Annotated in this window: 15 protein-coding genes; 11 read left to right on the top strand and 4 right to left on the bottom strand. The window is 60.4% G+C overall.

The genetic code is table 11. The features are described 5' to 3' along the window. Positions 1 to 12: 12 nt before the first annotated feature. On the bottom strand, positions 13 to 903 hold the full coding sequence (locus PZN02_RS00680) for a VOC family protein (protein ID WP_280659729.1): 891 nt from the start codon (positions 901 to 903) through the stop codon (positions 13 to 15). Between the two features lie 346 nt (positions 904 to 1249). Here PZN02_RS00680 and PZN02_RS00675 point away from each other — a divergent pair, with 346 nt between their 5' ends. From PZN02_RS00675 to trhA, 3 genes are all read left to right on the top strand, one after another. After that, positions 1250 to 1672 (top strand): universal stress protein, encoded by a 423-nt coding sequence (locus PZN02_RS00675; RefSeq protein WP_280659728.1) that lies wholly within the window; start codon positions 1250 to 1252, stop codon positions 1670 to 1672. Between the two features lie 60 nt (positions 1673 to 1732). Beyond that, entirely contained in the window at positions 1733 to 2074 is a 342-nt protein-coding gene (locus PZN02_RS00670; protein WP_280659727.1) for a TraR/DksA family transcriptional regulator, read from the top strand. Positions 2075 to 2429: 355 nt separating this feature from the next. After that, the gene (gene trhA, locus PZN02_RS00665; RefSeq protein WP_280659726.1) at positions 2430 to 3092 is read left to right on the top strand and encodes a PAQR family membrane homeostasis protein TrhA; all 663 of its coding nucleotides are present in this window, start codon (positions 2430 to 2432) and stop codon (positions 3090 to 3092) included. Between the two features lie 5 nt (positions 3093 to 3097). Here the strand turns inward: trhA and PZN02_RS00660 are convergent, their stop codons facing one another. Continuing rightward, positions 3098 to 3598, bottom strand: a complete 501-nt coding sequence (locus tag PZN02_RS00660) for a hypothetical protein (protein ID WP_280659725.1) — start codon at positions 3596 to 3598, stop codon at positions 3098 to 3100. A 499-nt stretch (positions 3599 to 4097) separates the two neighbouring features. Between PZN02_RS00660 and PZN02_RS00655 the strand changes: the two genes are divergently transcribed. The 8 genes from PZN02_RS00655 to mucR all read left to right on the top strand — a co-directional run bounded on the left by PZN02_RS00655 (position 4098) and on the right by mucR (position 10878). Continuing rightward, a complete protein-coding gene (locus PZN02_RS00655; RefSeq protein WP_280661568.1) occupies positions 4098 to 6458 on the top strand; it encodes a putative monovalent cation/H+ antiporter subunit A in 2361 nt (786 codons plus the stop codon). Continuing rightward, positions 6455 to 6874 (top strand): Na(+)/H(+) antiporter subunit B, encoded by a 420-nt coding sequence (locus PZN02_RS00650; protein ID WP_280659724.1) that lies wholly within the window; start codon positions 6455 to 6457, stop codon positions 6872 to 6874. Before PZN02_RS00655 ends, PZN02_RS00650 begins: the two co-directional genes overlap by 4 nt. Then, on the top strand, positions 6874 to 7251 hold the full coding sequence (locus PZN02_RS00645) for a Na+/H+ antiporter subunit C (protein WP_280659723.1): 378 nt from the start codon (positions 6874 to 6876) through the stop codon (positions 7249 to 7251). Before PZN02_RS00650 ends, PZN02_RS00645 begins: the two co-directional genes overlap by 1 nt. Before the next feature lie 8 nt (positions 7252 to 7259). Next, positions 7260 to 8819, top strand: a complete 1560-nt coding sequence (locus tag PZN02_RS00640; protein WP_280659722.1) for a Na+/H+ antiporter subunit D — start codon at positions 7260 to 7262, stop codon at positions 8817 to 8819. A gap of 11 nt (positions 8820 to 8830) precedes the next feature. Next, the gene (locus PZN02_RS00635) at positions 8831 to 9307 is read left to right on the top strand and encodes a Na+/H+ antiporter subunit E (protein WP_280661567.1); all 477 of its coding nucleotides are present in this window, start codon (positions 8831 to 8833) and stop codon (positions 9305 to 9307) included. Further along, positions 9307 to 9681: a cation:proton antiporter gene (locus PZN02_RS00630; RefSeq protein ID WP_280661566.1), complete on the top strand. Its 375-nt coding sequence runs from the start codon at positions 9307 to 9309 to the stop codon at positions 9679 to 9681. Before PZN02_RS00635 ends, PZN02_RS00630 begins: the two co-directional genes overlap by 1 nt. After that, positions 9681 to 10040 (top strand): monovalent cation/H(+) antiporter subunit G, encoded by a 360-nt coding sequence (gene mnhG, locus PZN02_RS00625; RefSeq protein ID WP_280659721.1) that lies wholly within the window; start codon positions 9681 to 9683, stop codon positions 10038 to 10040. Before PZN02_RS00630 ends, mnhG begins: the two co-directional genes overlap by 1 nt. A gap of 406 nt (positions 10041 to 10446) precedes the next feature. Further along, positions 10447 to 10878, top strand: coding sequence for an exopolysaccharide biosynthesis transcriptional regulator MucR (gene mucR / locus PZN02_RS00620; RefSeq protein WP_136504043.1), 432 nt, complete (start codon positions 10447 to 10449; stop codon positions 10876 to 10878). A 142-nt stretch (positions 10879 to 11020) separates the two neighbouring features. On the opposite strand, the gene PZN02_RS00615 is transcribed toward mucR, so the two are convergent. Together PZN02_RS00615 and PZN02_RS00610 are read right to left on the bottom strand one after the other, a co-directional pair. Beyond that, on the bottom strand, positions 11021 to 11443 hold the full coding sequence (locus tag PZN02_RS00615) for a SufE family protein (RefSeq protein WP_280659720.1): 423 nt from the start codon (positions 11441 to 11443) through the stop codon (positions 11021 to 11023). A gap of 272 nt (positions 11444 to 11715) precedes the next feature. Beyond that, entirely contained in the window at positions 11716 to 12147 is a 432-nt protein-coding gene (locus tag PZN02_RS00610) for a DUF5330 domain-containing protein (protein ID WP_280659719.1), read from the bottom strand. Positions 12148 to 12322: the final 175 nt, after the last annotated feature.

Raw genomic sequence — 12322 nt, 5'->3', positions numbered from 1 at the left:
TCGCCGCCCCCTTTATGAGGCTAGCTTAAGGCCGATGCCCCATGGATCGACCAGGCTGTGGACGCTGCCTTCCTTGACTATCGGCATTTCCAGTTCGTCGAGTTTGCCCAGCGCCGTTGCGAGCTTCGCAGCGTCGCTGAAGCGGATCGTATAATCCGCAAGACCGGTCATGTTGCTCTGCCGTTTGGACGCGCCTCGGGAGTTCCAGATGTTGGCAGCGACATGGTGATGATACTTGCCTGAGGCGAAGAAGCTCGCCCCGGGGTAGCGCGCCATCAGATCCAGCCCGAGCACGTCACGGAAAAACGCGTCCGCTTGGGGGATGTCGGAGACCTGCAGATGGATATGGCCGATCGTCGTGCCCTCGGCGAGGCCGTCCCAGTGGTCGTTCGGTGCTTCGTCGTAGAGGGCCTGCAGGTCGAGCGGCAGTGTGCTCATCGCCACGGTACCATCGGGCTGGTAGGTCCACTCGCCGCGCGGGCGGTCGCGATAGACCTCGATGCCGTTACCCTCCGGATCGGCGAGATAGATCGCCTCGCTGACCAGGTGGTCGGATGCGCCCTGCAGGCGAATGTTGTTGTGCGCCGCGTGCGCAAGCCAGCGTCCGAGTTCGCGCCGATTGGGAACCAGAAAAGCTGTGTGGAACAGACCCGGCGCGTTGCGCGGTGCTCTTGCCGCGTTCCCTTCGGTCGTCAGCGTCAACAGGGGTCTGCCCGCGACGCCGAGGGTTTCTCCGTTGGCGCCGGTCTCGATCGGCGTCAGGCCCAGAATTCTCTGGTACCAGGCAGAAACCACAGGCAGATCCTGGACGACGAGGTGGGACCGGTCGACATAGGCCGGCATCGCGACCGCGTGGTCCGCGGGCATGCTTTTTGCTGGGCGCGACTGGGTTGTATCTTGCATTGCGTCGCCTTTCGGGGCCGGACCGGCACTCCCATGGCTGCCGGTCGCAGTTTCTTCAAACTGCATAAATATGAGCCCGTGACCGCGTTCAGGAAAGCTATTATATTACTTGATGTTGTGTTCGATGAGCGTTGACAGCCGTGACCACCGCACTACCTGATCTTTAAGTGATGCTAATACGACGGTGGCGGCCGATTTGATTTCAATCAATGCTGGAACATCGCCTCCGCGCAAATTCATGTTGGCGCGGAAACGGGAGAAGTGAAGACCGGTTTTCTCCTTGATCCGCGCTTAGGGGCTGGCCTCGCCATATGGCGACCCGGGAACGCAACAGAAGGAGTGCAGCATGTACAAAAAGATCATCGTCCCGATCGCCATGGATCAGCTGGAGCATGGCGAGTCCGTACTTAGCATCGCCGAGAAGCTTATCGACGAAGGAGGGGAAATCATCCTGCTCAACGTCGTCGAGGACCTCAACGCCTATGCGCAGGGATATATGATCGTCGATTTTCCGCTCGAGATGATCGAGGAGTCGCGCAAACATGCCGTCAAGACGTTGGAAGGGTTGAAGACCAAGCATGGGATCAAGGGACGTATCGAAATCCGCACCGGCGGAGCGGCCGGCACCATCAACGCTCTCGCCAAGGAAGAGAATGCGGACCTCGTGATTATTGCGTCGCACCGGCCGGGTTTGATCGATTATTTTATCGGTTCGACCGCCAGCCGCGTCGTCAGCCATTGCCCCTGCGCCGTTCTCGTCGACCGGTAAAACACCAAGAACAAGAAGGCGGCGTGGTTCCAACCACGCCGCGACCAAGGAGCCTTGCAAATGGATAAGTACGCGCTTGATGACTTTCGCGAACAGCTTCTCCGCCGCAAACGCGAGCTTTATGGTCGGCTGGTGAAGATCGAGGAGGATCTCGATCAACCGATGAATGCCGACGTTCCGGATCGCGTTACCGAACGAGAAAATGACGAGGTATTGGAGGGCCTCGGCCTCGCAGGTCAGGGCGAGATCCGCGCCATTAATGCCGCTCTGGACCGAATTGAGGCCGGAACATTCGGCACCTGTGTGCGCTGCGGTGACCCGATTTCGCCGGAAAGACTGCACGCGGTGCCGCACGCGCCGCTCTGCCAGACCTGTGCGGCGGAGGTAGCAGGCGCAAAATAAGCTGGGCCCACGCATTTTCGTTCGGCGTCGCTCTCACCCCGCTGACGCGCTTGAGCGCCGACGATTGTCGTTCCGACAGTCAGCCGGGTAAGGCATGCCGCGTCCGCTTTCCGGGACATTAGCCGACTGTTGTAATAGGTTGCAAAAATTGATCCTTTCGTTGTCCGACGGCTCTTTGCTGTGGCCGCGTGTTGTGGCACGTTAAACGGGTAGAACACGTGCCTGTACCGGACCGAACATCAGCCGCCGATGGGGAAATTGTGTCGATTTCCGGTCGCTGTGCGGAGCCGGGCATGAGCGGGCCCTTTTGTGCGTCCAAGGGATGTTTGGCGCTGGCGTCGAGGGGAGGGATCGCGTGGAGATCGACGGTGTTAAGTGGAACTATGACCGATCCGAATTGATTGCGGATGGAATCATTCACGGCATCGGTCTAGCGGCAGCGCTTTGCGGTGTCACGGCGCTAATTTTCTACGCGACGCTTTGGAGCACGTCCGGCCAGCTTGCCGCCGCCTGGATTTACGGCGTCGGGCTCGTCACCACCCTTTCGGTATCCTTCCTCTACAATCTCTTCCCGATCTGCCGCTTGAAGTGGCTTTTGCGTCGGTTCGACCATTCCTCGATCTTCGTGCTGATCGCGGCGACCTATACGCCGTTTCTCCAGCGCGGCTGGGACAATCCGTTCCTTTCCAGAATGCTGATTGGCATCTGGGCCATCGCCGCCCTCGGGGTAGTGATCAAATGTCTCTTCCCCGGCCGGTTCGACCGGCTTGCGCTCCTGCTCTATCTCGGTATGGGCTGGAGCGGCGTGCTCGCCGCCCGGTCGCTTTTATCCACGCTGACCGCGACGACACTGATCCTGATCCTGATCGGGGGCGTCATCTACTCGACGGGAGTGATTTTTCATGTCTGGGAACGCCTGCGCTTCCAGAACGCGATCTGGCACGGGTTTGTCGTCGCAGGTTCGGCGGTACATTATTCCGCGGTCGTGACCTGCTTCAGCGGCACGACGCTCTCCTGACTCTCTTATTCCGGCGCGGGCCGGCAGCCGTCGGACGGCCTCAACGCCGCGGCCATGCGCGATATGATCCCGTCGAAACTCGTCAGCGGGTTCTTGCGATATTGCAGGCGGAAATAGGCCGCACTGCCGTCGCAAAGGGCGATCGCCCGGGCATAGAACACTTCGCCGTTACGCGCACCGGAGAAACTGGCCCAGGCAGGCGTCACGCGCGAAAACAGCATTCTCCAATCATTCTGCGTCTCGAGGCTGATGCGGTCGGCGACATCCGTTTCGAAATCGCCATCCGGCGGATGGCTTCCGAACACAGCAAGCGTCGCTCCGTTGTCGTCCGCATGGAAACTCGCGCCGTCGCCATCGTCGGATGCGTCCTGGCGCAGCTCGAAACCCGGCGGGATCTCGACCGTGTAGCCGAAGCGAGGATTGGCATATGGGTGCCAGTCATCCTCCGCGGCTGCGGGGAACGCGAGCCCCGTAAGGAGGGCGAGGGCGAAGAAAGCGCGGCGCATGCGGGCATCCTTTTGGCTTGCTTCGATCCGCCGCTCCTCGTAGTTCGGCCCCCGAAGCCCTTGCTGTTTCTCCCGGAACAGCCGGAGCGCTGCGCGTTCAACACATACGCAGCGCTCGCGCTCATGGCACTGCTTCCTTCTCGCGCTGTCAATCCTCTTCGAAGGTGTGGCCTTGCCGTCGAGGCAACAACGCAAGCCTGTCGCCGCAGGGCCGTGGGAGGCCGAGATGGCATCCCACTCCGCGCAAGCGGATTTCAGCCCGCACGATGAAATGCGCGCGATCATATTCTCTGATCGCCTGGTCGTCGATGGGTGCGAAATGGCTCGGGCGGCCGCCGTCGGAATCGAGCTTCGCAAGACTTGCCTGCGCTTTGCATTGTATTACTGTCGCGCAACTCCGATTCGTGCCGATTCACTCTTGAGGCGGAACAGGCCTTATTTTATGTCCGGGTAACAATTTGATCGGATGGTCAAAAGGGCGAAGGAGCTTGCCAAGACGATGGATTTCGCGGCCCTGACATTTCTGGCCCTCGCTCTCCCCTTCGTCGCGGCACTTGTGGCCCCGGTGCTGACGCGTTTTCTGGGGCACAACGCCGCCTGGCTCCTGGCTCTCGCGCCGGTCGCGATCTTCGTGCATTTCCTCCGCTTCGTTCCGGAGATCGCCGACGGTGAAATCGTCACCGGCGGCTATGCCTGGATCCCCTCCTTCAACGTCAGCTTCTCCTGGCTGATCGACGGCCTGTCGCTGACTTTCGCTCTTTTGATTTCCGGCATAGGGGCGCTGATCGTCCTCTATTCTGGCGGTTATCTCAAAGGTCATCCGCATCAGGGCCGATTTCTTTCCTTCATCCTGATGTTCATGGGCTCCATGCAGGGTCTCGTCCTTTCGGACAGTTTCCTGATGCTTTTCGTCTTCTGGGAACTGACATCGATTACGTCCTTCCTGCTGATCGGCTTCGATCACGGCCGCGAAGCTGCCCGCCGTGCGGCGCTGCAGGCATTGGTCGTCACGGGGGGAGGCGGCCTGCTGCTGCTTGCCGGCCTACTGATCCTCTGGAATGTGAGCGGCATTACCCAATTCTCTTTGCTCCTCTCCTTGGGCGCTGAGTTGAAGGAAAGCCCGTTCTATCTCGCGGCACTTCTTCTCGTTCTGGGCGGTGCTTTCACCAAGTCTGCGCAGTTTCCGTTTCATTTCTGGCTGCCGAATGCCATGGAGGCGCCGACGCCGGTTTCGGCCTATCTGCATTCGGCGACGATGGTGAAGGCGGGTGTCTACCTGCTGATGCGGCTCAACCCTGTGCTCGGGGGCACGCCGGAATGGCAGATCCTGCTGCCCTTGTTCGGGGCGGCGACGCTCGTGAGCGGCGCAGTGCTGGCGGTGCGTCAAACCGACCTCAAGCTGATGCTTGCCTATACGACAATGGCGTCGCTCGGTCTTCTGGTCATGTTGATAGGCCTCGGTTCGCCGCACGCGATCGAGGCGGCGGCGCTCTATCTCGTGGCGCACGCGCTATTCAAGGGCGCACTGTTCATGGTTGCGGGCATCATCGACCACGAGACGGGCGCACGCGATCTGACAAAGCTCGGCGGTCTGCGCTCGGCCATGCCGCTGACCTTCGCGATCGCTCTTGCCGCCGCGCTTTCGATGGGCGGTCTGCCGCCCTTTTTCGGTTTCCTCGCCAAGGAAGAGATCTACGAGGCGCTATCCAGCTTCGACCGACGCTCCATGGTCTTTGCAGGGCTTACTGTTCTCGGCAACGCCCTGATGTTTGCCGTCGCTTTCGCCATTGCCTTGAAACCGTTTCTCGGATCAAAGGTAGAGACACCGAGGCTTGCCCACGAAGCGCCGGTCCTCCTCTGGCTTGGTCCGGCAATCCTGGCACTGAAGGGTCTGTCGATGGCGCTGATGTCCGGCCTTGCCCATCGCCTGATTTCGTCGCCGATGTCCTCCGCAATTGCCGGCGAGCCACGAACGGTAACGATCTCGCTTGAGCCACACATCGGCGTACCGCTGCTCCTTTCTGCTGTCACCTTGCTGGTTGGTGGCGCCTTCTATCTCAACCTCGACCGCCTCCGCGCAGCCATGGCCGTTATACTTAGCGATATCGGTTGGGGGCCCGACCGGGGTTTCGACCAGTTCATCCGCGGGCTCTTGCGGCTCGCCGTGGCCGTCACTTACCGGCTGCAGAGCGGCAAGCTCGATGTCTACATGACCGTCGTCTTCGTGCTGATCGCAGTCGTCCTTCTTGCAACTCCGGTACATTTTGGAGAACTGCCGCGCGCGCCGTTCTTCGCGGCGGACGTTCCGACGCATGAGCTTGCCATCATGGCCATTGCGGTCGCTGGGCTGTTGGCCGTGGTGCTGGCGGCCGATCGTCTGACTGCGATCGTCTCGCTCGGCATCCAGGGCTTTGCGGTCGCGGTTATCTATTTGCTCTATGGCGCGCCGGATCTCTCCTTTACGCAGTTCATGATCGAGACGCTGTCGGTGGTGGTGCTGGCGCTGGTCATGACGCGACTGCAACTTTCCCCAACGGATCGCCGACCACTACGCCAGAAGGTTCCCGATTCGATGATCGCGCTCGCTTGCGGGTTCGGTTTCGGCCTGTTTCTGCTCAGGGTCACGGGCACGCCGTTCGACGCGACGCTGACGGATTTCTACAATCTCTATTCGAAGTCGGTCGCGCACGGAGCCAACGTCGTCAACGTCATAATCGTCGATTTCCGCGGGACGGACACGCTCGGTGAAATTGCCGTCGTGATGATCACGGGCCTTGCCATCCTCTCGTTGGTGCGGCTGAGGGCGGGCTCGCTCAAGCGCGGCGCCGATGTTCGACAGGATGCGGAGGAACGCGCATGAAATCGGTGATTTTCCGTACGGTCGCGCCGTTCCTGACAAGCCTGATGACGCTGTTCTCGATCTTCGTCCTTTTGCGGGGCCATAACGAACCGGGCGGCGGGTTCATCGGCGGGTTGATCGCCGTCTCCGCCTTGGCGATCTACGGCATCGCCCACGGCGTCGAGACTGTAAGGCGCGCGATCTATTTCCATCCGATGGCGATTGCCGGCGCGGGGCTCTTTGCCGCGACGGTCGCGGGTCTGATTTCGCTCTTTGCACAGGTACCCTTCATGACCGGGTTGTGGATCTATCCGTCGCTTTTCGGTGTCGAGATCCCGCTCTCGACCGTGATGCTCTTCGATACCGGCGTTTATCTCGTGGTTGTCGGAGCGATCAGCTCGGTTGCGCTTTCGCTTGAAGAACGGGGAGGCGACTGATGGAGGCCTGGTTTGCATTGCTCGTGGGCATTTTCTTCACTGTCGCAGTCTACCTGATGCTGTCGAAGTTCATCATCCGCGTGCTCCTCGGCGTGGCGGTGCTCGGCAACGCCGTCAACCTGTTGATCTTCACCGGGGGGAGGCTCACGCGCGATGTGCCGCCGGTCATTGCCGGCGGTGCCGGCGCACTAGACGGCCCCGCCGCCAATGCGTTGCCGCAGGCGCTGATCCTGACCGCGATCGTCATTTCCTTTTCCTTCTTTGCCTTCCTGCTGGTTCTCGCCTGGCGCGCCTATGCGGATTTGTCGACCGACAACACGGACGAGATGCGTGTGGCCGAGCCGGTGAAGGAACCGATGCCGCCGCTTGGATATTGATCGACCTCATGGCTGTCCCGACCTCATCCTCCGTCGATCTTTCCGCCGCGCTCGTTCTCGGCCCGACGACCGTTGCCGATTGGCTGGTGATCCTGCCGGTCGCCTGGTGCTTCGCAATCGGCGCGCTCCTTGTCATGTTGCGCCGCGCGATCGGCCTTCAACCGATCATCGCGGTTGCAGGGCTCGCAGGACTTGTCCTGATCGATGCGCTGCTGCTTGGACATGTGGCAGCCAAGGGGCCGGTGACCATGGTCATGGGTCGATGGCTGCCGCCCTTCGGCATCGCCTTCACGGTCGATCTGACGGGGGCGCTCTTCGCTCTGGTCGCGGCAATTGTAGCGCTCGCGGGCGGTATCTTCTCGCTCGCCGATATCAACGACAGCGGCAGGCGCTACGGCTTCTATCCGTTCCTGATGCTGCTGATGGCGGGCGTCTCCGGCGCCTTCCTGACCGGGGACGTCTTCAACCTCTACGTCTGGTTCGAAGTTCTGCTGATTTCCTCTTTCGGTCTGCTGGTTCTTGGGTCCGAACCCGAGCAGATCGACGGAACGGTGAAGTATGGCTTCCTGAATCTCGTGGCAACGACGCTGTTCCTGGTCGCGACGGGCTATCTTTATGCCGTGTTCGGGACGCTGAACATGGCCGACATCGCCCGCAAGGCAGAAGGCTTGCGGGCCAGCGCGCCGTTGATGACGCTGACGGCCCTCTATGTGCTCGCCTTCGGCATGAAGGCAGCGGCGTTCCCTGTGAATTTCTGGTTGCCAGCCTCCTACCACACCCCGCGCGTCGTCGTGTCGGCACTTTTTGCCGGTCTGCTCACCAAGGTCGGCATCTACGCTCTGATCCGTGTGATGGTCATGCTTTTCCCGGTTGAAAGAGAAGAGCTGAGCTTCGTCATGGCGCTTGCGGGAGCGTTGACGATGATCATCGGCGTACTCGGCGCGCTGGCGCAGACCGACTTCCGCCGCATCCTTGGCTATCTCGTCGTTTCAGGGATCGGGTCAATGCTGGCGGGGATCGCCGTCGGCGGTCCCGGCGGTATCGGCGGCGCGATCTTCTATGCGCTCCATTCGATGCTGGTGATGACCGGCCTCTATTTCGCCGCCGGAATCGCCGCGCGGCTCGGCGGTGACTCCTCTATCGCGACCGTCTCGGGTCTCTACCGCAAGAACGTGGGATTCGCCGCGCTAACCCTGATGTTGTGCTTTGCCGTCTCCGGGCTGCCGCCCTTTTCCGGCTTCTGGCCGAAGGTTATGCTGGTCAAGGCGGCGCTCGACATCGGCGCCTGGTGGCTTGCGGCGGTGCTCCTTCTCGCCGGCTTCTGCACGGTGATTGCGACCGGCCGGCTTTTCCTGCTTGCCTACTGGCGTGACGATGCCGATGTGGCTGTCGAGACCGTGCGGCTGCCGTCGGCCGTACTCGCACCGCTTGCGGCCCTTTCCTTCCTTACGCTCGGGATCGGCCTCTATCCGGAGCCTCTGCTGGCGACGATCCAGAGTGCCGCCGCTGGGCTTGCTGAGCCGTCGGCCTATCTGAACTCGGTCTTTCCCGCGGGAGGCCTGCGATGAAGCTCCCTGTAATGAAGCTCCTTGCGATCAACCTGATCTTCACCGTCATCTGGGGTGCCATCAGTTCTAGCTTCACGCTCGCAAATCTCGTGCTCGGCTTCCTGGTCGGTGCACTGTCGCTTGCGCTTATCCGGCGCGAGCTGCGGCCGGTGACCTATCCGATAAGGCCTCTGCGCATGTTGCTTCTCATGCTGCTCTTCTTCAAGGAGCTCGCCGTTTCCGCGACTAAGGTCGCCATTCTCGTGATGCAGCCGAAGATGGTGCTGAAGCCCGGCATCTTTGCCTATCCTCTAACGCTCAAGAGCGATTTCGAGATCACCCTGCTCGCCAATCTCATCACTCTGACGCCGGGAACCCTTTCAGTCGACGTCTCCGACGATCGTAAGACGCTCTATGTCCATGCGCTTGATTGCGCCGACCCCGGTGCACTTCGACAGGACATCGCGCGCGGCTTCGAACGCCGAATCCGGGAGGCTTTTGAAACGTGATGGCTCAGACCGTGCTCTCCGCAGCGATCGGCTTCGCGCTGGTGCTCCTCTCCGCAGCCCTGTTGATGACGGTGCTGCGTATTGTTCGGGGGCCCACCTTGCCGGACCGTGTCCTTGGGCTTGATATGCTCGTGGCGATTGCGATCGGTTTCATCGCTGTGATTGCCATCAAGACTGGCTTCAGCCTTTACATAGATATCGCCATCGCTTTGGGCCTGGTCGGCTTTCTCGCAACCGTGGCCTTCGCCCGTTTCATCCTGGCGCGCGGACTGGCACCGGAACAATCCGCGGAGGCCGCGTCGGCCAAAAGGACACATCCGAAGCGCGGCAAGGCCGTTCACTCGGTGCGCCGCAAACGCAAAGGAGCACGTTGATGGAAGCGCAAGCCAATGCCGCAGTCGCGCTTGTCGTCGCGTTGATCGTCGTTGTCGGCGCCTCCTTCTCGTTGCTGGCAGCTCTGGGGATCGTTCGGTTTCCCGACCTTTACACGCGCATGCATGCGGCGTCGAAAGCAGGAACCATCGGTTCCGGCCTCTTGCTTCTGGCGGCCGGGTTGCATTCCCTCGACGGTGCAATTCTCGTCCGGGCACTCGCCGGCTTTGTTTTCTTCGTTCTGACGGCGCCGATCTCCGCCCATCTCTTGGCCAAAGGCGCGCATCAGGCGGGTTACAGACTGACGAAACTGTCGGTCATAGATCAGCTTCCACAAAAGGAAGAGCCACGTCGGCTTTGATCGACGCCGTTTCTGTCTCTGTATTTCCGAACAATTCCGCGCGCGGTGACAATTTTAGCAATTTGGAATAAAGTTGCTGCTGTTCCATAAATTTATGTTTGGACTTTTCGGCGATCAATGTTAATGCAGTAATTGCAAAGTGTCGTCGTGGAAAATACTTTGAACTGAAATTCCAGCTTGAGTTGTGAATATTATCCGTTGCTTTGAGGTGTCGGTTGTCCTGATGCCTTGGTGACGGGTTTCGCTATCCCAATTCGAGCCTTGATGTTGCGGCAGAACCTTGGTCCTTGCCGCGCAGTTATCGGTCAATTCCAAGGCAGCGGGCGCTGTTCGGCGGCATTTTCGCGAATTCCTCCCTCTGAAACGCTGTTTCAGATATGTTGCTGGATTCCGATAGGAGAAAGAAATGACAGAAACCACGCCCGGCGCGAGCCATGAACTCCTGGTTGAGTTGACGGCGGAAATCGTTGCCGCCTATGTAAGCAACCACGTGGTTCCGGTTGCCGAGCTTCCGACACTCATAGCCGACGTTCACTCGGCGCTCAACAACACGACGGCTCCTGCACCGGTGGTGGTTCCGGTCGAGAAGCCGAAACCCGCCGTTTCGGTGCGCAAGTCGGTTCAGGATGATCAGATCACCTGCCTTGAATGCGGCGGCACGTTCAAGTCGCTGAAGCGCCACCTGATGACCCATCACAATCTTTCGCCTGAAGAGTATCGCGAAAAGTGGGATCTGCCTGCGGACTATCCGATGGTGGCGCCCGCCTATGCGGAAGCCCGCTCGCGTCTCGCCAAGGAGATGGGCCTCGGACAGCGTCGCAAGCGCCGCGGTAAGTAATCCCGTCGCCGTTTGGCCGGCAAGGCTGAGCGCACGGACAAGTGCGCCCAGCGTTTAGTCTTGGAAGGAAGGTCGGGTCGAGCAATCGCTCGGCCTTCTGCGTTTTGGCAACAAGATCCCCGACCGAGCGAACCGCGCCGCCTCAGGCGGCCAGCCGGACCTCAGCCTCGCTCTTGATCCGCCGGACCATGGAGCGCAGGCCATTGGCGCGCTGCGCCGACAGATGTTCGATGAGACCGATCTTGCCGAAGACGTCGAGGGCGTCGAGCTTGGCGATTTCGGTAGCGTGCTTGCCGGAATAGAGGGCGAGAACGATTGCCACGAGACCCCGGACGATATGGGCGTCGGATTCGCCTTCAAAGGTGAGGACCGGGTTCTCTGGATCACCGCTCGTGCGGGTCACAAGCCAGACTTGGCTTGCACAGCCCTGAACCTTGTTCTCGCTCGTCCGTAGGGCCTCCGGCATCTCCGGCAGACTCTTGCCCAGCTCGATCACGTAGCGGTAGCGGTCCTCCCACTCGTCGAGGAAGGCAAAGTCGTCGATGATCTGGTCAAGTGAGGTCATAGTCCGTCCGATTCTCGGCGCTGTTTCGCAAGATGCGCCTGTCTCGATCCCGCGCATGCCGGCGTCATCGGGATCTCACCCATTCATATAGGAGATGCGGGCGGCAATGAGAACAGCCAATACCATTTCGGCCCGAACATCGTCGCGACTCTCGCCCCATTCCGTCCATAAAAGAACACCGCGAAGGATGGGCATCCTCGCGGCGGCCGGAACGGAACGGCTAATCAGGCAGTTGGAGTGTGACGATTGCAGGCGTTTGTCGAAGCCAGTTGTTACTGGGCCACGGCGGCCTTTGGGTCGAGACGCTTCTCCGGAACCGGCGTACGCTTGAAGATGGGCGCGCTGTGATTCACTTCTCCATGCGAAGTGTCCGTGGGCGTGACCGTGCCAGTCATGATCTTGGCATCCGGTGCGCCAGCACCGGTTTCAGCGAACTGCGTGTCGAGAAATTCGTAAGCGATGCGCGCGCCTTCACGGGCTCGATGGCCAAGGGCAACGAAAGTCTCGGCGCCCTTCTCACAGACGTCGGGCTTTTGCACGCAGATGGCGCTTAGATATTGGAACGCCTCGCTGGCGGCGGAAAAGGTATCGCCGATCTCCACCTTCGGTCCGTGCTGAAGCTTCTCGGTGCTTGAGGGATCCAGGAACGGCAGGAGGACCAGGACCAGAGAAAACCAGAATGCTGCCTTGACGAGAAACCACATCTTCCGCCCACCTTTGTTCGGCTGCCGCAGGTCCCGGTCTTTTAGCCGATTTTACCTTTCTCGACAGTCCCGGACGATAGGTATCGCCTGATACGCCCGCCCGCTTGCATTCGCTGCATGTCCGGAACCGGCTACTCGTCTGGTTCCTCCATGCGTTGAAGCTGAGAATAAAATG

This window comes from Sinorhizobium garamanticum (assembly GCF_029892065.1).
In the GTDB taxonomy this organism is placed as follows: domain Bacteria; phylum Pseudomonadota; class Alphaproteobacteria; order Rhizobiales; family Rhizobiaceae; genus Sinorhizobium; species Sinorhizobium garamanticum.
This window is presented reverse-complemented; position numbering and strand designations above follow the sequence as displayed.

What these genes read in the sequence shown, in the direction of transcription:
- PZN02_RS00680 (WP_280659729.1), bottom strand. Translation starts at nt 903, where the DNA reads ATGCAAGATACAACCCAGTCGCGCCCAGCAAAAAGCATGCCCGCGGAC.
- PZN02_RS00675 (WP_280659728.1), top strand. Translation starts at nt 1,250, where the DNA reads ATGTACAAAAAGATCATCGTCCCGATCGCCATGGATCAGCTGGAGCAT.
- PZN02_RS00670 (WP_280659727.1), top strand. Translation starts at nt 1,733, where the DNA reads ATGGATAAGTACGCGCTTGATGACTTTCGCGAACAGCTTCTCCGCCGC.
- PZN02_RS00660 (WP_280659725.1), bottom strand. Translation starts at nt 3,598, where the DNA reads ATGCGCCGCGCTTTCTTCGCCCTCGCCCTCCTTACGGGGCTCGCGTTC.
- PZN02_RS00655 (WP_280661568.1), top strand. Translation starts at nt 4,098, where the DNA reads ATGGATTTCGCGGCCCTGACATTTCTGGCCCTCGCTCTCCCCTTCGTC.
- PZN02_RS00650 (WP_280659724.1), top strand. Translation starts at nt 6,455, where the DNA reads ATGAAATCGGTGATTTTCCGTACGGTCGCGCCGTTCCTGACAAGCCTG.
- PZN02_RS00645 (WP_280659723.1), top strand. Translation starts at nt 6,874, where the DNA reads ATGGAGGCCTGGTTTGCATTGCTCGTGGGCATTTTCTTCACTGTCGCA.
- PZN02_RS00640 (WP_280659722.1), top strand. Translation starts at nt 7,260, where the DNA reads ATGGCTGTCCCGACCTCATCCTCCGTCGATCTTTCCGCCGCGCTCGTT.
- PZN02_RS00635 (WP_280661567.1), top strand. Translation starts at nt 8,831, where the DNA reads ATGAAGCTCCTTGCGATCAACCTGATCTTCACCGTCATCTGGGGTGCC.
- PZN02_RS00630 (WP_280661566.1), top strand. Translation starts at nt 9,307, where the DNA reads ATGGCTCAGACCGTGCTCTCCGCAGCGATCGGCTTCGCGCTGGTGCTC.
- mnhG (WP_280659721.1), top strand. Translation starts at nt 9,681, where the DNA reads ATGGAAGCGCAAGCCAATGCCGCAGTCGCGCTTGTCGTCGCGTTGATC.
- mucR (WP_136504043.1), top strand. Translation starts at nt 10,447, where the DNA reads ATGACAGAAACCACGCCCGGCGCGAGCCATGAACTCCTGGTTGAGTTG.
- PZN02_RS00615 (WP_280659720.1), bottom strand. Translation starts at nt 11,443, where the DNA reads ATGACCTCACTTGACCAGATCATCGACGACTTTGCCTTCCTCGACGAG.
- PZN02_RS00610 (WP_280659719.1), bottom strand. Translation starts at nt 12,147, where the DNA reads ATGTGGTTTCTCGTCAAGGCAGCATTCTGGTTTTCTCTGGTCCTGGTC.